The following is an 18,394-nucleotide window of genomic DNA, read 5'->3' as shown; positions in this document are numbered from 1 at the left end:
TGCCGTTTTAACAATTGTGATGGCAGGTTTCGGTGTCCGTCAACACAGTGAGAAAAACCGGGAAATAAGGAGGAGGAACCGATGCCTGTGATCGATATGACCTCGAAGGAACTGATCCGGGCCATCGATCACTACATCAATTCCCGCAGAAATCTCGAATGGCCAATTTCCACGGCGCAGGCGGTGTCAGCCATCCGTTACGAACTGCCAGAATGCACTCTCTCTGACAAAGAACTGGCGGACATTGTTGCCAGCTCAGCAATTCAAAAGCATCGCAACATCGCATTTGACCTGCAGTCGTAGCCACGCTCATGCATGTCGCCCAAAACGCCTCGGTTTGGAACAAAGACATGCATGAAAACAGAAACCTGACACACGTCGCCCGCCTCGACGCATGCCGGGGCGGGCGCTTTGGAACATGCGGTCATTGAAGGACCTGGACGATTTTCCGGGTTTCCGGGTCGACCAGAACTGTTCGATTGTCGACCACGACGTAGCGGTATTTCACATCGGGAACTTCATGAAGTTCGACCGTATCAGGCACGGTGGATCCGACATTGAGTTCCACACCGGGCAGCTGGACCGAGGCCAGCGGCTGCTTCTTCACATACTCCTTGATAACGGTTTCTTGCTCCGGCTGGATGACCACATCTTGCGCCGCGGCCGCTCCGGCCCCCGCAAGAAACAGGATGCCCACTGCCGTTCCCAGTAGATATTTTTCCACTTCTGTCTCCATCAGATGTTGCGCAGGGCGCCGAGCCGACGACGCCACCGGCATTTCGGCAGGTGCGCCCCATGCGCCGAACTTCGCAAAATGCCGGCAGTTCCATCCGCTCCGGAATATATTAGTCTGCGGTGGAACAATCGCGGGGCGGCAAAGTTTTGCCGCGAAGGGACTGCCATCCTAGGAGACCTCCCATGAGAACCACTCTGATAACCAGCATGCTAGCGCTTACCCTCGGATGTGGGGCGGCAATCGCGCAGACCCAGCAGCAGTCGGGCGAAGCGGCCCAATCGGGTGGGGCAGACACTTGCGCAGCCGGCTCGGCCGATTGCCAGAAGGGCGGCAGCACCGAGCAGCAGACGCAAGGCAAGGCCGGGATGAAGACCGACGAGCAGGCGCAAGGCAAAGCCGGAGCGAAGACCGATGAGCAGGCGCAAGGCAAGGCGGGCGTAAAGACCGACGAGCAGGCGCAAGGTAAGGCCGGCATGAAGACCGATGAGCAGGCGCAAGGCAAGGCCGGCATGAAGACCGACGAGCAGGCGCAAGGCAAGGCCGGCATGAAGACCGACGAGCAGGCGCAAGGCAAAGCCGGAGCGAAGACCGACGAGCAGACGCAAGGCAAGGCGGGCGTGAAGACCGATCAGCAGGCGCAAGGCAAGCCCCGCATGAAGACCGACGAGCAGGCGCAGGGCAAGGCCGGTACGACTACCGGTCAGCAAGCGCAGGGCAAGGCCGGTACGACGACCGATCAGCAAGCGCAGGGCAAGGCCGGTACGACTACCGATCAGCAGGCGCAGGGCAAGGCCGGTACGACTACCGATCAGCAAGCGCAGGGCAAGGCCGGTACGACTACCGACCAGAGTTCAACCGCTTCAATCAACAATATATCCGTCGAGCAGAAGACCGAAATCACCAACGTCATCCGCGAGACGAAGGTGGAACCGGTCTCGAACCTCGACGTGGACATTTCGGTCGGCGTGAAAGTGCCGAAGCAGAAGGTGCGGCTGCATCGACTTCCGCACCGGATCGTCGAAATCGTTCCTGCCTATGAGAGCTATGAATATTTCCTCCTGGCCGATGGCAGGATTGTTATTGTCGATCCGAACTCATATGAGATCGTCGCTATCCTGAGTTAGGAACCGAGCCGACTAACAAAAGCCCGCTCTCCATCGAAAGCGGGCTTTTGCGGCGCCTTCGGGCTCGAAAAATGTCAGTCGTGCGTCCCCTATTCACTCCGCTGCCATGTCGGGTGCCCGGCTTCGTACCGGGCCTAGCGCGTCGGCGTTCTGCACCAGTGCGCGCATGTAGCCCAATGCGAAGGCCTTGCCGGCGTGCCATGGCGCGTCGCAGGCCATCTCAGGCGTGTGATCGGGTATCATGACGCCTTGATAATTCTCGTCGCGCAGAATGCGCACGATCTCGGCCATGTCGATGTCGCCGTCGTCGACGAAGGTTTCGTGATATTTCGGCACTTTGCCCCGCACATTGCGGAAATGGATATAGCCGATGCGGCCACGCCGCGCGAAACGGCGCACATGGCTGTAGATCTCCTCGGTCTGCGGCATCTCCTGCAGCGAGCCGAGGCAGAGCTCCAGCCCGTTGGCGGGCGAGTCGACGATATCCATCAGCCGATCATATTTCTGCGGCCGGTTGACGAGGCGCGCCGTGCCGCGCAGCGCCTCGGCGGGTGGATCGTCCGGATGCGCAGCCATCACGACGCCGGCCTCTTCGGCCACCGGTACGATTTCGCGCAGAAAGACGCCAAGCCGTTCCCACAGTTCTTCTTGCGAGACCCTGACAGGCGCGGCGCCGGCTCGGCCCGGCCGGTAGCGCATATTCCAGACCACTCCGTCGGGCAGCGGCAGGTCGGGATCGATATTGGACAAATCGAGCCCCACGGACATGGCGTCGCCGCGCGCGAATGGCCCGCGCTGCCAGCCCCACACGCCCGCGATCGAGAAGTTGTAGCCTATGCAGGGAATGCCGGCCCGGCCGGCGTCACGCACCAGGCGCTTGAGGCCGTCGAGCTGCCTCGACCGATCGGGGCCGCCGAGCAGCACGTCGGACCAGAAGCGCGGCGACAGGTTTTCGATGCCGGCGATCTCCAGGCCGTTGTCGCGTACGGTTTTCACCAGTCCGGTGAAATCCTCGTAGCTCCACAATCCATCCGTTGAACAATCGCCCCAGCCATCCGTTTCGGTGCCGGCCGACAGCGAGGGATCGCGGCCGCGAAAATAGTTGGTCAGATGCGCAACGACATGCGTTGCGCCGGCCTGCCGGGCAAAGCGGAAATTCTCCGGCGTCAGCGAATCGCGATAGAGGCCAAGTCCGATCTTCATCCGCGTTACCCTACTTGACGCCGATGCCGGCGGTGAGGCCGCCATCGATCTTGTAGTCAGCGCCGGTGCAGAAGCCGGCTTTCGATGAACACAGGAAAGCGATGAGCTCCGCCACTTCCTCCGGCTCGCCGATGCGGCCGAGCGGATGGGCGGCGCCGAAGCGCCTGTAGGCTTCTTCGACATCGGCGTCGCTGCCATTGTCGCCACGCGCCGCCTTCTCGAGGATTGGCGTGCGGATCGAGCCCGGGCTGACCGAATTGACCCGGATGCCGGCCGCGGCATAGTCGAGCGCCAGCGAACGCGTCAACGTGTGGATGGCGCCCTTGGTTGTGGCATAGGCTGCGACGTTCTGCTGGCAGGCGAACCCCTGCACCGAGGCGACATTGACGATGGCACCGCCGCCTCGGCGGATCATTTCGGGAATGCCGAAATGCGCGGTCAGGTAGATCGACCCGACATTGACCGTCATCGCCCGGTTCCAGGTTTCCCAGTCGGTGGTGGTCGCCGTGCCGTAGGGGTGGACCGCCGCCGAATTGACGATGATGTCGATGCCGCCGAACCTCGCGACGCCCGCTGCGACCGCGTCGCGCACCTGGTCGGAAACGGAGACATCCACCGTTTGCACCAGCGCATTCGCTCCGGCCTTGGCGAGGTTCTCCTGCATGGCGGCATTGGCCGCCCGGTCGATGCCGCAGGCGATGATCGCAGCGCCGCCTTGCGCCAGGCGGCTCGCAGTGGCGAGCGCGATGCCGGTCGTGCCGGTGATCAGCGCCACCTTGTTCTCAAAATCAGACATGATGCAAATCCTTGGAAGATGCCGGACCCGGCTGCACCGGGTTTGCCGCCGAGATACGGGCGTTTTCGAGGTCGTCGGGAACGAAGCGCAAGCCGAAATCGAGATGCCGGCTCATCAGGTAGCAGTAGGCAATGCGGTCGCGCGCGCGCAGCGCCGCGATGATCTCGCCATGCGCGTGGCGTGTTTCGCTCAGCACCGGCCGGATGGATTTGCCGACGGTCATGATGTGCAGGATGACCGGCGACAGGAACTGATAGGTCTGCACCAGCATACGGTTGCCGGCGAGCTTCATCAGCGCCAGATGAAAATTGAAATCGCGTTGCGCGGCTTCCTGGACATCCTTGCTGGTCTCGATCAGGTCATTGACCTCATCCAGGGCTTCAAGTTCGGCGGCACTGGCATTGAGGATGATGTGGTCGCCGACGCTCACTTCGATGATGCGGCGAAATCCTTGTATGTCGTGAAAGGACGTTTTCGATATGTCCATCTGCGCGGCGAAAAAATTCTGGATCGCGACATTCTGGCGATCGGCGAGCACCGCGCCGACGCGCGGCTTGGGATCGATCAGCCCATAGGTTCGGATGGTGCGCAGCGCCTCGCGTATCGTGTTGCGGCTGGCGCCGAACAGTTCGCCAAGCTCCCGTTCGGTGGGCAGCACATCGCCGATGGACATGGCGCGATTGCGGATGAGGTCGAGGATCTGCCGCACGGTCTGGTCGACGGCGGAACTGCTGATCCCGGCTTCGTCTGCCGCCTCCATCGAATCGTGGCTCGCCTGTTCCACCGCAGAACTCCTTGCTATTTGTTGGACCACCCTAGGGCTCGATCCACAGGAAATCAACTGTATGGCGAAGGAAAGGTTCTGTTGACAGGCTTGTGGTCCGACAATATGGTCGCCGCCAACCCTGAGGAGGCTTCATGGAACAGTGCTGGCGCTGGTATGGTCCCGATGATCCGGTGACGCTTGAACATGTCAGGCAGGCCGGCGCCACCGGCGTTGTCTCCGCGTTGCACCAGATCTATGACGGCCGCGCCTGGCCTGAGGCCGATGTGCTCGAGCGCAAGCGGATCATCGAGGCGGCTGGCCTGAAATGGTCGGTCGTCGAGAGTATTCCGGTGCACAATTCCTTCAAGATCGGCGCGCCCGAGCGCGAGCGCTATGCCGGCTACTACCGCGACAGCATCCGGGCGCTCGCCAAGGCCGGCATCGAGACGATCTGCTACAATTTCATGCCGGTGGTGGACTGGACCCGCACCGACCTAATGTATCGCCTGCCGACAACCGGCTATGCGCTGCGCTTCGATGCGATCGATTTCGCGGCCTATGATCTTTTCGTGCTGCAGCGCAAGAACGGTGCGGCAAGCTATACGCCGGCGCGTATCGCCGAGGCCGAGAAGCGGCTGAAGATGCTGACGCCAGAGCAGATCGACCGGATCGAGCGCAACCTCATTGCCGGCCTGCCGGCGACCGAACGCAGCTATAACAGGGACAGTTTTCGCGAAGCCCTGGCTGAATACGATTCGATCGGGCCGAAGGAGTTGCGCGACAACCTCGCCTGGTTCCTGCGCGAGATCATTCCGGCGGCCGAAGAGGAGGGGGTGCGCATGTGCATCCATCCCGACGACCCGCCATTCTCGCTCTACGGCCTGCCGCGCGTGGTTTCGACGGCACAGGACGCGCGTTTCATCCTCAACGCCGTCGACAGTCCCGCCAATGGACTGACCTTCTGCACCGGCTCCTATGGCACGCGCGCAGACAACGACATCGTCGCCATGGTCAAGGAATTCGCCGACCGCATCCATTTCGTCCACCTGCGCAACATCACCATCGAGGAGGACGGCTCGTTCTATGAAGCCGAGCATCTCGAAGGCGGCACCGACATGGCGAACGTCATCCTCGCTCTGATGCAGGAAGAAAAGCGCCGTCGCGAGCAAGGCCGGGCCGACTGGCAAATCCCGATGCGGCCGGACCATGGGCATCTGCTTGCCGACGACATCGGCAAGAAAAAGATCAACCCCGGCTATTCGCTTATCGGACGGCTCAAGGGGTTGGCTGAACTGCGCGGCATCATGCGCGCCGTGGAGCGTTTCGATCTGGCTTGAACCCTGCATCGGCCAGTCGGGAGGATGTGTGCGCTTGCGCAAATGAAAACAAGTTGCGCATATGAAAAATGGTGCTAGTGTCGATGGCGAGCCGGCTATTGCCGGTGCCGGGAGGATTTGAGTGGCATGACGAAGCTGCGCGGACTGGCGTGGGATCATAGACGATGCTGGGGTCCGCTGGACGCCAGCATCGAGTCCTATTGCGCCGCGCATCCCGGCCTGGAGATCCAATGGGACCGCCGCAGCCTCTATGAATTCGGTGAGGGCGCCCTCGGTCCGGTGCTCGGCACTTACGATCTGGTCGTGTTCGACCATCCCTTCATCGGCGATATCGCCCAGGATGAACTGATGGTCCCGTTCGACGCTTATCTGTCGGCCGAACAGATCCATTTCTTCGAACGTGACTCAGTCGGGGCGTCCTGGCGTTCCTACCAGAAGAACAGCCGCCAGTGGGCGCTGCCGATCGACGCCGCCTGCCAGGTCGCCTCCTATCGGCCGGATTTGCTGGAGCGCTACGGCCCGGTGCCCGGCACGCAGCAGGACGTGCTGGAGCTTGGCCGGCGCGCGCGCAGCGACGGCAAGTGGCTCGGCCTGCCCTTCGTGCCGACCGACGCCATGTGTCTGCTTCTGACGCTTGGCCGTCCCCAGGAAGATGGCGAGCAATTCATCGCGAAGGAAATGGTCGAGCAGGCGATTGCGCAATTGCGCGAGCTTGTCGCGCTTTCGCACCCGGACTCGTCGAAGTGGAATCCGATCCGCTGCTACGACCACATGATCGCGCATGACGACGTTGTCTACGTGCCGTTCGCCTTCGGCTATGTGAATTACGCCTCGAAACCCGACAGGCCCCATCTGCGCTTCGCCGACGTGCCCACCCCGCAAGCCGCCGGCGCCTTGCTCGGCGGTGCCGGCATCGGCGTCAGCGCCCAATCGAAGCACAAGCAGGCCGCGATCGACTACGCACTGTTCCTGTGCTCGCCCGAATACCAGCGCGGCGACTATGTGAAATCTGGCGGACAACCGGGTTCGCTGGCTGCCTGGAAGGATGCCGGGGTCAATGGTCTTTCCGGCGATTTCTTCGGCTCTACGCTGCGGACGATCGCCTCGTCCTATCTGCGTCCGACCCATCCGGGCTTCATCGCCTTCTTCCGCGAATGCGCGCCGCATGCCGCCGCAGCCATAGCCGGTGACATGTCGGCGACCGAACTCGCAGGCCACGTCAACAGCCTCTACCGCGAAACCAGGCAAGTCCAGCCGGAACGGAGCGTCGCCTGATGGCCGCCAGCGTTGCCGAGACGCTCGACGAGGGCGAAAGCGGCCGCAACGGCTATCGCGTGCCGGCGGTGGAGAAGGCGCTCGACGTTCTGGAATTCATGGCCTCCAGCGCCGAAACGCTGACCCAGACCGAGATCGCGACCGGCCTCGGCCGCTCCATTCACGAGATCTACCGCATCCTGCTTCTGCTGGAGAAACGGGGCTATATCTTTCGCACGCAATCGGACCGTTTCCGGCTGTCGCTGAAGCTGTTCGAACTGGCGCACATGCATCCGCCGGTAAACCGGCTGGTAGAATGCGCTCTGCCGGTGATGCGCGAATTGACCGCCAATGCCGACCAGAGCTGCCATCTCGTGGTGCGCGAGGGCCAGAACGCACTGGTGGTTTTGCAGATCGATTCGCCGCTGCCGATGCGCTACTCGGTAGCACTCGGGTCGCATTTCCCGATCCTCGAAACAAGTTCGGGTGCCGTGCTGCTCGCCCATTCGAACCGGGCCGAGCGCGACCGCATCGTCGAGCGCATCGTGGCCGCCGGTGAGGGCCAGGGCACGCGGGCCGAAATCGAGGCGCGGCTGAACGAGGTCGCCAGGCTCGGCTACGAGATGCGCGCTTCCTTGGCCGTTGCGGCCTGCACCAACATCTCCATGCCTGTGCACGATCACACCGGTGCCGTCATCGCCGCGCTAACCGTGCCGCTGCTGCCGCAGAAGGCGGCGCGGTTCGACAGCGAAACCGTCTTCGAAAGCACCCGCGCCGCCGCCGAGAAGATATCGGCGGCACTCGGCTGGGGCGAAGCCACCAACTCCTTACGTGCCGACCCGGAACGGCGGGACTATCCGTTCAGCGACTAACAAAAGCGATAAATCTGGGAGAAGAAAATGCTCTGGTCCAAGTCAATCCTGTTTGCGTCCGCCGCCGTGCTGGCGCTCGGCGCCGCCGCCGCGCATGCCGAGAACATGCCCAAGCGCATCGGCTACGTCACCAACTACGCCACCCATGAGTGGTATCAGAACGTCATCAAGGGCATGAAGGCTCACGGCAAGGAACTCGGCATCGAGGTCGAGGTGCAGGATGCCAATCTCGACATAGCCAAGCAGGTCGCCGCGGCCGAAGACTTCATCGCCAAGGGCGTCGACGTGCTGATCATCACCCCGGTGAACGAAGAAGGCGTGGTGCCGCTGCTGCGCCAGGCCAAGGCCGCCAACGTGCCGGTCGTGCTGGAAGGCAATCCGGTCAAGGGCATGACGACCATGGTCGCCATCTGCGACTACGACACAGGCTATTTCTCCGGCGTCGAGGCCGGCAAATACGCGAAGGAAAAGCTCGGCGGCGTTGCCAAGGTGATGAATGTCGGCCTGCCGCTGCTTTCCGCCACCGTGCTGCGCTCCCACGGCTTCATGGACGGGCTGAAGACCATCATCCCCGATGCGGTCATGGTCCACGATCTCGACGGCGGCGGCAATCCGGACCGCGCTCTCGAAGTGTCCTCCGCGGCACTGGCCAAGAACGCCGATATCAACATCATCTACGGCATCAATGATTCGTCTTCGTTGGGTGGCCTGCAGGCCTGGAAAGCGGCGGGCAAGTCGCAGGATGGCCTGTTGACGGTCGGCACGGGCGGCGAAGGGCTTGCCTTCATCAACGCGATGCAGAACGAGCCTTCCTATCGCATCGAAGCCGCGATGTTCCCCGAGAAGGAAGGCTTTACCGCCATTGATGCCGCGGTGAAGCTTTTCAACAATGAGGAAGTGCCGGAGCACATCGTCAGCCCGACCGCGCCTATGAACGGCGACGACTGGAAGAAGTTCTATGACTATGACGGCACCACCCGCACAATCAAATGGGATGCCGTCAACGCGCTGCAGCCGCCGGCAAAGTGCATGAAGACCTCCGCCGACCTGAAGAAATAAGGCCGGCCGATATCGCCCTTCCCGTGTTGCGGGAAGGGCAGGCGGCCAGGACCTTTCGGTGGCCAAGACAAATGCCGGGTTCGACACGACAGGTTCCAGAGGGACCAGGCAAACGGCCGGGAATGGACTGAAATGAGCGAGCTTACACAGGCCTCCGCGTCGAAGCGTTTCATCGGCGGCAACCTTCTGGGCAGCAGCCAGCTCGTGCTGGGCGCAATCCTGGCCGTGCTGTGCATCGCCATCTCGATCGCGGCGCCGCAATTCTATTCGGAGGCCAACATCATCGCCATCCTGCGCCAATGCGCTCTGGTGCTGATCGTCGCCTCGGGCATGACCATGCTCATCATCACCGCCGAGGTCGACCTATCGGTCGGCGCGTCGCTCGCCTTCGTCGGCTGCATCGGCATGGCAGTGCTCAATTCCACCCATAGTCTTGCGCTCGGCATGCTGGCGGCGCTCGCCTTTGCCGGCGGGGTCGGCCTGTTCAACGGGCTGGTCGTCACCAGGCTCAGGGTGAATTCGCTGATCGCCACCATCGGAACGATGATGATGCTACAGGGCGGCGTCTATCTGTTCACGCGCGAGGCGGTGCAGAACCACAACCAATTGGCAAGCTTCACCGATCTCGGCGCCGGTTATGTCGGCCCCGTGCCGGTTCCCGTCATCTTGGCGGAGCTGATCTTCGTGGTTGCCTATGTGACGCTGCGCTTCACCACGCTCGGCCGCTACCTCTACGCGGTCGGCGCCAATGAAAAGGCGGTGCGCCTGTCAGGCATTCGCTCGGAACGGCTCAAGCTGTTGGCCTTCGTCGTCACCGGCCTGTGCGTCGGTGTTGCCGGCATGATCCTGTCGTCGCTGATGAATGCCGGCCAGCCTACCGCCGGCCGTGGCTTCGAGCTGACGGTGATTGCCGCCGTCATCCTCGGCGGCACCAGCCTGCTTGGTGGCCGCGGTTCGCTGTTCGGTACCTTGCTTGGCGTTCTGGTGCTGAAGGTGATCGACAACGGCATCATCATCCTCGGCTGGAACCAGGATTTGCAGATGGTGGTGCCGGGCATCGTCATCATCCTGGCAACCTATCTCGACATCATCCGGAACAGAGCCAATGTCCGTTGATTTCCTGCATCCTGGCGAAGGCGCGGCCATCGATACCGATGTGCCGGCGCTGGAATTGCGCGGCATCGGCAAGCGCTTTCCCGGCGTCGTGGCGCTCGATAATGTCGACTTCACCCTGGAGCCCGGCAAGGTCCATGCGCTGATGGGCGAGAACGGCGCCGGCAAGTCGACGCTGATCAAGATCATGGCCGGCGTCTACGGCAAGGATGCCGGCTCCATCCGCATGCACGGACGCGAGGTCGACATCAAGTCGCCGCGCGACAGCTTGAAGCAAGGCATCAAGGTCGTGTTCCAGGAGATCGCGCTGATCTCCGAATTCACCGTTGCCGAGAACATCTTCCTGGAAGGCTATCCGACCGGCAGAAGCGGCTCCATCGACTGGAAGAAGATCCGCGCCGATTCAGCCGCGCTCTTCGACCGCATCGGCTTCAACGTCGATCCGGCGGCGCGAACCGGCTCGTTGCCGGTCAGCCAGCAGCAAATGGTCGAGATCGCCCGCGCGCTCGCTCATGAAGCCCGCGTGGTGGTGATGGACGAGCCGACATCCTCGCTGACGCCGAACGAGGTTTCGCTGCTGTTCACCGTCATCCGCCGGCTTGCCGACCTCGGCATCGCGGTGGTCTATGTCAGCCACAAGCTCGACGAAGTGTTCGAGATCGCCGACACGGTGACGGTGCTGCGCGACGGGCGCCACATCTCGACCAAGCCGATCGGCGAGCACACCAACGACACGCTGATCCAGGACATGATCGGCCGGCGCATCGAAAATCTGTTTCCCCGCAAGCGTGGCGCACCGGCTAGCAAGGTAGCCCTGTCAGTGGACAAGCTCAGCACGGCGAAGAAGCTCAACGGCGTGTCCTTCGAGGCGCGCGCCGGCGAGGTGCTCGGCTTCTTCGGGCTGATGGGCGCCGGTCGCACCGAACTCGCCAAGGCGATCGTCGGTTACGATCCGATTACTTCGGGCACGATCACCGTCGACGGCCAGCGCCTCTCGCCGCACGATACGCGCACCGGCGTCAGGTTAGGCATCGGTCTGCTCACCGAGGACCGCAAGAGCGAAGGGCTGATGGGCGAGCTGCCTGTCTACCAGAATGCCAGCCTCGCCTCGCTCGGCGCCTTCGCCCGTATGGGCTTCGTCGATAAGGCCAGGGAACACAAAGCGGTGCAGGATTACGTCGACCGCTTCCGCATCAAGACGCCCAGCCTGTTCCAAGAGGTGAAAAACCTCTCAGGCGGTAACCAGCAGAAGGTGCTGATCTCGCGCTGGCTGATGCGTGGCCTCAAGGTCATCGTCGTCGACGAGCCGACCCGCGGCATCGATGTCGGCGCCAAGTCGGAGATATTCGCCCTGATCGACCGGCTCGCCGGCGAAGGCTTGGCTGTCGTCATGATGACGTCGGAGATGCCGGAACTGCTCGGTCTTGCCGACCGGGTCGCGGTGATGTGCGAAGGCCGCCTGACCGCGATCATGCCGCGCGACGAAGCCACGCAGGAGAAGATCCTCAATGCGGCGATCGGATAAGACATGAGCGTTGTGAATACAGTCTCCGCGAAAGCCCGGCCGTCCATGCTGGCGCGGCTCTTTGCCCGGCAGGAATTGGCGCTGCTGGTCTGCCTCGTGCTGGTGCTGGCTTTCTTCTCCGTTACCGTCGAGAATTTCTTCTCCGTGCGCAACATGACCAATGTGCTCGGCCAGGCCTCGCTCGCGCTCACCGCCGGCATTGGCTGCGCCATCGTCTTCATTTCCGGCGAGGTCGATATTTCGATCGGATCGCTGCTGGCGACCATTGCACTGCCGCTGATCATCATCATGAACGACACCAATTCGCTGCTGCTCGGCGTCGGCGGCGCGCTGTTGTTCGGGCTGATCATCGGTGTCGTCAACGGCTATCTCACCGCCTATGCCGGCATCAACTCGCTGATCGTGACGCTGGGCACGATGTTCATCATGCGCGGCGGCGTCTATCTCTACACTGGTCAGCGGGCGATCCCTGACGATGCCAGCCTCGACAGCTTCATCGCGCTGTCGGATGGCCGCCTGTTCAACGTCATCCCCTATTCGGCCGTCATCGCCATCGTCCTGCTCGCCGCCTTCGCCTACATGATGCAGCACCGGCCGTTCGGACGGCAAATCTATGCCGTCGGCGGCAATCAGGAAGTGGCCCGTCTTGCAGGCTACGACGTGCGGCGGGTCAAGTTCATCTGCTTCATCATCAGCGCGCTGCTGGCGACGGTCGCCGGCATCATCCTGGCCGCGCGGGTCGGCTCGGCACAGCATACGGCGGGGCTCAATTTCGAATTCCAGGTGGTTGCCGCCACCGTGCTCGGCGGGGTCAGCCTTGCGGGGGGCATCGGCAGCCTGACCGGCATGGCGCTGGGCGTGCTGATCCTGCAATTCCTGTCCAACGGCCTGCGCGGGCTTGGCCTGCCGACCGAGTGGCAGCTGGTCATCACCGGCATGATCATCATTGCCGCGGTCGCCCTTGATGAAGCGAAACGCCGGCGTGCGAATGGAGGCTGAAGATGGCTCGTCTTGAAGCAAAAATCGCCGTCATCACTGGTGCGGCCGACGGGATCGGCCACGCGATCACGCAAGCGATGGCGCGCGAAGGGGCGCATGTCTTCCTGGGCGACATCGCCGACAGCGCTGGTGAGGATTTCGCGGCCGCACTTCGCGCCGCCGGCCACCGCGCCGACTATCTGCATTGCGACGTTTCGCAGGAGGCCGACATTTCAGGCCTCATCGACAGTGCCGTCAAAAAGACGGGACGCCTCGACATCCTCGTCAACAACGCGGCCATTGCCATTGGCGGCATGCCGGTGCACGAGATGACCGACGAGCAGTGGCACCGGCTGATAGCAGTCAACCTGACCAGCGTGTTTCGCGCCTGTAAATACGCGCTGCCGCACATGATCGCGCAGAAATCGGGCTCGATCATCAACATGGCCTCCGCGCAAGGCCACATCGGGCTTGATGGCTGGACCGCCTATGCCGGTGCCAAGGGCGCGGTCATGGCGATGACACGCCAGATGGCGGTTGAATTCGGGCCGCTGAACATCCGCGTCAATTCGATCTCTCCGGGCACCATCAACACGCCGATGAACGACAAACTCATCAAGGAGATCGGCGGCAATCTTGCCAAGGCCTGGGTCAAGATGCATCCGCTCGGCCGTATCGGCGAGCCTTCGGAAGTGGCCGAGGCCGCCGTCTATCTTGCCTCCGATGCCGCCGGCTTCACCACCGGCACCGACCTGCGCGTCGATGGCGGGCTGACGGCGGCGCCGCGCTACGTTCCCGAACTGCTTTGAAAATTTTGAAACGAGACATGACATGAACAAGGCCCTCGAAGGCGTCCGCATCCTCGATTTCAGCCATCTGCTGCAGGGGCCGTTCGCTACCCAGCTGCTCGGCGACATGGGCGCCGATGTCATCAAGATCGAGCGCGCCGGCGCCGGCGACATGTTCCGTGGCATGACCTTTTTCGCCAAGTGGGTCGGCGGTTCGGAGAGCCCGAACTTCCTCGCCTGGAACCGCAACAAGCGTTCGATCGCGCTCAACCTGAAGAGCCGCAAGGTGCATGCCATCATCATGGAGATGGCGAAAAGCGCCGACGTGGTGGTGCAGAACTTCCGCCCAGGCGTGCTGGCCAAGCTCGGCTATGGTTATGAGGATTTCAAGACTGTCAATCCGCGCATCATCTATTGCTCGGGCTCGGGCTATGGCGAGGAAGGGCCTTATGTCGAGCGCCCCGGCCAGGACATGCTGATCCAGGGGCTCGCAGGGCTGATCGCCAACACCGGCCGCGGCGATCAAGCCCCGGTTCCCGCCGGCGCCGGCCTCGCCGACCAGATCGGCGCCATGAACATGGTCTACGGCATCCTGTCGGCGCTCTATTATCGCGAGAAGACCGGCAAGGGCCAGAAGATCGAGGTCAACCTGCTGGCCGGCCTCTTGGCGCACCTCAACCAGGAATATGTCGCGGTGCTCAACCTTGGTGAGGACTTCGTGCGGCCGAATTCCGGGATCGGCCATCCCGGCATGCAGGCGCCGTTTGGCATCTACGAGACCAGCGACGGCGGCTACGTGTCGATCGCCATGAGCCCGTTCAAGACGCTCTACGAGGTGCTGGAGGCGCCGCAGCTTGCCGTCTACGACGATCTCAAGACTTTGTTCGACAAGCGCGATGAAGTCTTCGAGAAGGTGAATGCCGAGACCAGGAAATTCGCCACGCAGGATTTGTTGGCGCGGCTGCTGGCAGCCGATATCTGGTGCGCCGAGGTGAAGGATATCCGCCGCGCCGCTGAGGACCCGCAGGTCAAGCACATGGGCATGATCACCAGCTACGACCATCCGCGCGGCGGCAAGGTGCAGGTGGTCGCCCCGGCGGTCAAGATGAGCGAGACGCCCGCGACCATAGAACGGCCGGCGCCGCTGGTCGGCCAGCACGGCCGCGAGATCCTGGCCGAGTTCGGCCTCTCCAAGGACGAGATCGCCGCATTGGAGGCGTCCGGTGACATGACCGTGGACGCCGCCTGACGATGCGCGCCTACCAGACACTCACGGTCGAAACCGCGGGCCGGGTCGCGATCGTCACCTTCCGCCGCGCCGATCAGCTCAACGCCATGAACCGGCTGATGCAAGGCGAGATCACTGAAACCTTCGAGTCGCTATCCGGCGATGCAAGCATCGGGGCGATCGTGGTGACAGGGGAAGGGCGCGGCTTCATGGCCGGCGCCGACATCAAGGAATACGCCGCCCAGACCGGACCGGAATTCGACATTTTCCAGGCTGCCGGCATGCGCATGTACGCGGCCATCGAGAACAACCGCAAACCGGTGATCGCGGCGGTCAACGGCTTCGCGCTGGGCGGCGGCATGGAGCTGGTGCTGTGCTGCGACCTCGTCATCGCCAACCAATTCGCCAAGCTCGGCCTGCCGGAAATCAAGCTCGGGCTGATCCCCGGCGGCGGCGGCACGCAACGCAGCGTGGCCAAGCTCGGCCGCAACCGCGCCAATTTCCTGCTGATGACCGGCGCCATCGTCCCGGCCTCGGAATTCGTCGCTGCCGGTCTGGTCAACGAGATCGTCGAGGTCGACCGGCTGATGCCGCGCGCGCTGGAACTGGCCGAAATGATCGCCGCCGAGCCTGCTGCCGCAATCGAGGGACTGAAGGCGCTGACGGCGCATGCCGTGTCCGGCGATCTGGACGATGGGCTCACCATGGAGCGCGACATATTGGGTGAGCTCTATCGCAGCGAGATCGGCCAGCAGCGCGTCAAGGAGTTCGCCGAGCGGAGCACGACAAAGGCAAAGAAGGGCGGGCCGTGAACGCGGGCGACGATTATCGCGGATTGGGCTGGGCGCATGGCGCGCTGACTGTCCAGCGGCTTGGCGCGATGCTGGCGCCGGTTACGTTCATTCTGGAGGACGGTCGGCAGGTTTCGCCGATGCACATTGCGCCGTGGTCGAACGAGCCGCAGGCGCAAGCGCTGCCAGGCATCCTGCGCAAGCTGCGCGGCGAATGGCCCTGCGTGCCGTTCGGCTATTCGGTGCCTGCCGAGGGATGGCCGCAGAACTGGGCACCGCTGATGGGTCCGCCGGAGCCGGATGAAGAGATCCATGGCCACAGTTCCAACCATGACTGGCAATGGCGCGACAACGACGGCGGATCATTGTCGCTGGAGCTTGCCTATCCTCAGGGGAGCCCGGTCGAGCGCGTTGAACGGACGGTGACGCCCGATCCGTCGGCGCCGGCCGTCGACATTGAACTCAAGATCGTTGTCCGCCGTGCCTGCCGCTTGCCAATCGGCCTGCACCCGGTTTTCCGGTTGCCGTTCGAGACGGGCGCGGCCACGCTGGAACTCGGTCGCTTCGATCGAGGCCTTACCTATCCGCATGATGTCGAACCCGGCGCTGAGCTGTTTGCCCGGAACACCTCGTTCAGCGACTTGGCCAGCGTGCCCGCGCGGGCCGGCGGGGTGGCCGACGCCTCTCGCCTGCCATTGGCGGTGGACACGGAGGAATTGCTGCAGATCGAGGGCGTCGACGGCGCGGTCGCGCTGGCCAACCACGCGGACGGCTACAGGACAAAGCTCACTTGGCAGAAAGAGCATTTCCCGAGCCTTTTGCTCTGGTACTCCAATCGTGGCCGCAAAGCAGCACCCTGGAACGGGCGCCATGTCGCCATCGGCATCGAGCCGATCTGCTCGCCCCTCGGGCTCGGCCCGGCGACAGCGTTGGCCGACAATCCGATCGCGCAATCCGGCATTGCGACGGCGCAGGAATTCTCGCCTGAAAAACAGTTCGTGACCCGCTATCGCATCGAGGCATCCGCGCTGTGACGAACCGTGCCGCAATGTCCCTGGTCAAGCCGAACCGGCCGCGCTTCACGGATGTCGAAGGACTGGCCGCGATGGTCGGCCATGGCGAATCGTTTGGTGTCGGCGGCCACCATTTCGCCCGGCTGCCGATCGCATTGCTGCGTGCGATAGCCCGGTCGGGCGTCAAGGATCTGCATTACATCTGCTGGGCCGGCGGCTTGCCCCTCGAACTGCTGCTCGAAGCGCATGCCGTGGCTGAGATCGACCTCTGTTTCTCCAGCCTCGACATTTTCGGCTTGCCGCCAAAATTCCGCGCAGCCGCCGAAAGCGGCGCGATACCGGTTCGCGATTGGACGGCGCTGGCCATGATCCAGGCGCTGCGGGCGGCGCAGCAGAACCTGCCCTCGATGCCGTTCCAGCTTCCGCTGGGATCGGGCATGCTGGCGCGCGTGCCGGGTGCGAGCGCCAGACCTGATCCGATTGCCGGTACCGAAAACGGATTCGTCCCGCCGCTGCGGCTCGACACATTCGTCGTCCATGCCCAGCGCGCCGATGAAAGCGGCAATGTGCAGATCATCGGGCCCCGCGCGCTGGACTTCGCCATGGCGGGTGCGGCGCGCAAGGTGCTGGTCACGGTCGAGGAAATCGTGCCGGGCGGGACGCTGCGCCAGGACGGCCGCCAGAGCGTGCTGACCCGCAACCAGGTTTCGGCGATTGCGCTGGCGCCGGCCGGCGCCTATCCGGCCTCGTGCCTGCCGTTTTACGTCACGGATTATCAGCGATTGTCGGAGGCGTTCGCCGACCGGCAAACGCCTTTGGCGGACAATCTGCGCCCGCCTTCCGAGGGCGTGCCGAAGCCGTTGCAAAGAGCTGCGAAGGTTCGAGCTGACACAGCGCTTGCCATGCCGGCGCTTGCGCGCGCCGAAGAGAAAGCATCCGTCGACGAGATCATCGCCGCTCGCATCGCCGCCGAACTCACCAATGAGAGCTTCGCCAGCGCGGGTGCGGTCTCGCCGCTGGCCAACGTCGCCTACCGGCTGGCCAAGGCCACGCACGCGCCGGACATGATCATCGCGACGATGAGCTGCGGCCATCTCGACATCGCGCCGAGCCCGATGATCCTCTCGCTGATCGAAAGCTTCGATTGCGAAACGGCTGTCGCGCATGCCGGCGGCGACGACACCTACTCGACCTATTACCAGGCCGGCGCGGTGACGCACGAGATCGTCGGCGCGGCACAGGTCGACCGGCGCGGCCGCGTCAACACGATCGCACTGCGCAAACCAAGCGGCGGCCTCATCCGGTTGCCGGGGCAAGGCGGCATGGCCGATGTCGCCAACATGCACCGCGATTACCTGCTCTACATCCCCCGCCACTCGATCCAGTCGCTGGTGGACGAGGTCGAGATCGTCAGTTCCGCCCGGGGGTTGCTGACGGCGGCCGAACGCGAGCCGATGGGCTATCGCACCGGCAGGGCGCTGGTCTTCACCGATCTCTGCGTCTTCCGGCTCGACGAGACTTCGAGGGAATTGATCGTCGTCGAAACCATGCCGGACGTCACGCAGCAGCAGATCCGTGACGCCACCGGATTTGCGGTGTCGTTCGACGCCTGTTGCCGCGAGGTCTCGCTGCCTTCCGACAACACGCTCGCCATCTTGCGAAACCGCATCGACCCGCTCGGTCTGCGCCGTCTGGAATTCGTCAGCGCCAAGGAGCGCGGCGCGCTGATCGCCGAGATTCTTGAAGCCGACCGCGCGATGGTCGGACGCTGCATCACCGCGCAGACGGCGCTTGTCGAAAGCTGAGATCCC

The 18,394-nt window shown here is 63.3% G+C and carries 18 protein-coding genes; 14 read left to right on the top strand and 4 right to left on the bottom strand.

What is annotated here, in order from left to right; all coding sequences use genetic code 11:
* Window positions 1–81: 81 nt before the first annotated feature.
* The gene (locus LB547_RS21085) at window positions 82–303 is read left to right on the top strand and encodes a hypothetical protein (protein WP_140497477.1); all 222 of its coding nucleotides are present in this window, start codon (window positions 82–84) and stop codon (window positions 301–303) included.
* Window positions 304–424: 121 nt separating this feature from the next.
* Here the strand turns inward: LB547_RS21085 and LB547_RS21080 are convergent, their stop codons facing one another.
* Entirely contained in the window at window positions 425–724 is a 300-nt protein-coding gene (locus tag LB547_RS21080) for a DUF1236 domain-containing protein (RefSeq protein ID WP_224519082.1), read from the bottom strand.
* Window positions 725–918: 194 nt separating this feature from the next.
* Between LB547_RS21080 and LB547_RS21075 the strand changes: the two genes are divergently transcribed.
* Entirely contained in the window at window positions 919–1,860 is a 942-nt protein-coding gene (locus tag LB547_RS21075) for a DUF1236 domain-containing protein (protein WP_224655941.1), read from the top strand.
* A gap of 93 nt (window positions 1,861–1,953) precedes the next feature.
* Here LB547_RS21075 and LB547_RS21070 read toward each other — a convergent pair whose 3' ends face one another.
* From LB547_RS21070 to LB547_RS21060, 3 genes are read right to left on the bottom strand one after another with little or no spacing between them, the layout of a single operon-like run.
* Window positions 1,954–3,063, bottom strand: a complete 1,110-nt coding sequence (locus LB547_RS21070; RefSeq protein WP_140515229.1) for a mannonate dehydratase — start codon at window positions 3,061–3,063, stop codon at window positions 1,954–1,956.
* Window positions 3,064–3,073: 10 nt separating this feature from the next.
* Window positions 3,074–3,859 carry an SDR family NAD(P)-dependent oxidoreductase gene (locus LB547_RS21065; protein WP_140515230.1) on the bottom strand — a complete coding sequence of 262 codons (786 nt, stop codon included), beginning with the start codon at window positions 3,857–3,859 and terminating at the stop codon, window positions 3,074–3,076.
* A complete protein-coding gene (locus LB547_RS21060; RefSeq protein ID WP_224519084.1) occupies window positions 3,852–4,643 on the bottom strand; it encodes a FadR/GntR family transcriptional regulator in 792 nt (263 codons plus the stop codon). The genes LB547_RS21065 and LB547_RS21060 overlap by 8 nt, the downstream gene beginning before the upstream one ends.
* A 134-nt stretch (window positions 4,644–4,777) precedes the next feature.
* Between LB547_RS21060 and uxuA the strand changes: the two genes are divergently transcribed.
* The 12 genes from uxuA (at window position 4,778) to LB547_RS21000 (ending at window position 18,388) form a co-directional block, all read left to right on the top strand.
* Complete coding sequence (gene uxuA / locus LB547_RS21055; RefSeq protein WP_140763641.1) at window positions 4,778–5,962, top strand: mannonate dehydratase; 1,185 nt, start codon at window positions 4,778–4,780, stop codon at window positions 5,960–5,962.
* A gap of 126 nt (window positions 5,963–6,088) precedes the next feature.
* Window positions 6,089–7,237 (top strand): ABC transporter substrate-binding protein, encoded by a 1,149-nt coding sequence (locus LB547_RS21050; RefSeq protein WP_140515232.1) that lies wholly within the window; start codon window positions 6,089–6,091, stop codon window positions 7,235–7,237.
* Window positions 7,237–8,088 (top strand): IclR family transcriptional regulator, encoded by an 852-nt coding sequence (locus LB547_RS21045; RefSeq protein WP_140497491.1) that lies wholly within the window; start codon window positions 7,237–7,239, stop codon window positions 8,086–8,088. The genes LB547_RS21050 and LB547_RS21045 overlap by 1 nt, the downstream gene beginning before the upstream one ends.
* Before the next feature lie 27 nt (window positions 8,089–8,115).
* The gene (locus tag LB547_RS21040; protein WP_027027652.1) at window positions 8,116–9,147 is read left to right on the top strand and encodes a sugar ABC transporter substrate-binding protein; all 1,032 of its coding nucleotides are present in this window, start codon (window positions 8,116–8,118) and stop codon (window positions 9,145–9,147) included.
* Between the two features lie 132 nt (window positions 9,148–9,279).
* Entirely contained in the window at window positions 9,280–10,263 is a 984-nt protein-coding gene (locus LB547_RS21035) for an ABC transporter permease (RefSeq protein WP_140763638.1), read from the top strand.
* Window positions 10,253–11,785 carry a sugar ABC transporter ATP-binding protein gene (locus tag LB547_RS21030; protein ID WP_140763635.1) on the top strand — a complete coding sequence of 511 codons (1,533 nt, stop codon included), beginning with the start codon at window positions 10,253–10,255 and terminating at the stop codon, window positions 11,783–11,785. Before LB547_RS21035 ends, LB547_RS21030 begins: the two co-directional genes overlap by 11 nt.
* Before the next feature lie 3 nt (window positions 11,786–11,788).
* Entirely contained in the window at window positions 11,789–12,784 is a 996-nt protein-coding gene (locus LB547_RS21025; protein WP_140515236.1) for an ABC transporter permease, read from the top strand.
* A gap of 2 nt (window positions 12,785–12,786) precedes the next feature.
* Window positions 12,787–13,572 (top strand): SDR family NAD(P)-dependent oxidoreductase, encoded by a 786-nt coding sequence (locus tag LB547_RS21020; RefSeq protein ID WP_140515237.1) that lies wholly within the window; start codon window positions 12,787–12,789, stop codon window positions 13,570–13,572.
* Between the two features lie 22 nt (window positions 13,573–13,594).
* Window positions 13,595–14,800, top strand: a complete 1,206-nt coding sequence (locus tag LB547_RS21015; RefSeq protein ID WP_140515238.1) for a CaiB/BaiF CoA transferase family protein — start codon at window positions 13,595–13,597, stop codon at window positions 14,798–14,800.
* 2 nt (window positions 14,801–14,802) lie between these two features.
* A complete protein-coding gene (locus LB547_RS21010) occupies window positions 14,803–15,591 on the top strand; it encodes an enoyl-CoA hydratase/isomerase family protein (protein WP_140497502.1) in 789 nt (262 codons plus the stop codon).
* On the top strand, window positions 15,588–16,604 hold the full coding sequence (locus LB547_RS21005) for a hypothetical protein (RefSeq protein ID WP_140763632.1): 1,017 nt from the start codon (window positions 15,588–15,590) through the stop codon (window positions 16,602–16,604). The genes LB547_RS21010 and LB547_RS21005 overlap by 4 nt, the downstream gene beginning before the upstream one ends.
* A gap of 14 nt (window positions 16,605–16,618) precedes the next feature.
* The gene (locus tag LB547_RS21000) at window positions 16,619–18,388 is read left to right on the top strand and encodes a CoA-transferase (RefSeq protein ID WP_140763629.1); all 1,770 of its coding nucleotides are present in this window, start codon (window positions 16,619–16,621) and stop codon (window positions 18,386–18,388) included.
* Window positions 18,389–18,394 lie beyond the last annotated feature (6 nt).

This window comes from Mesorhizobium sp. B264B1B (assembly GCF_020165765.1).
Classification (GTDB): Bacteria; Pseudomonadota; Alphaproteobacteria; order Rhizobiales; family Rhizobiaceae; genus Mesorhizobium.
Note: the sequence above shows the minus strand (reverse complement) of the source record. Positions and strands in the feature narration are given on the sequence as shown.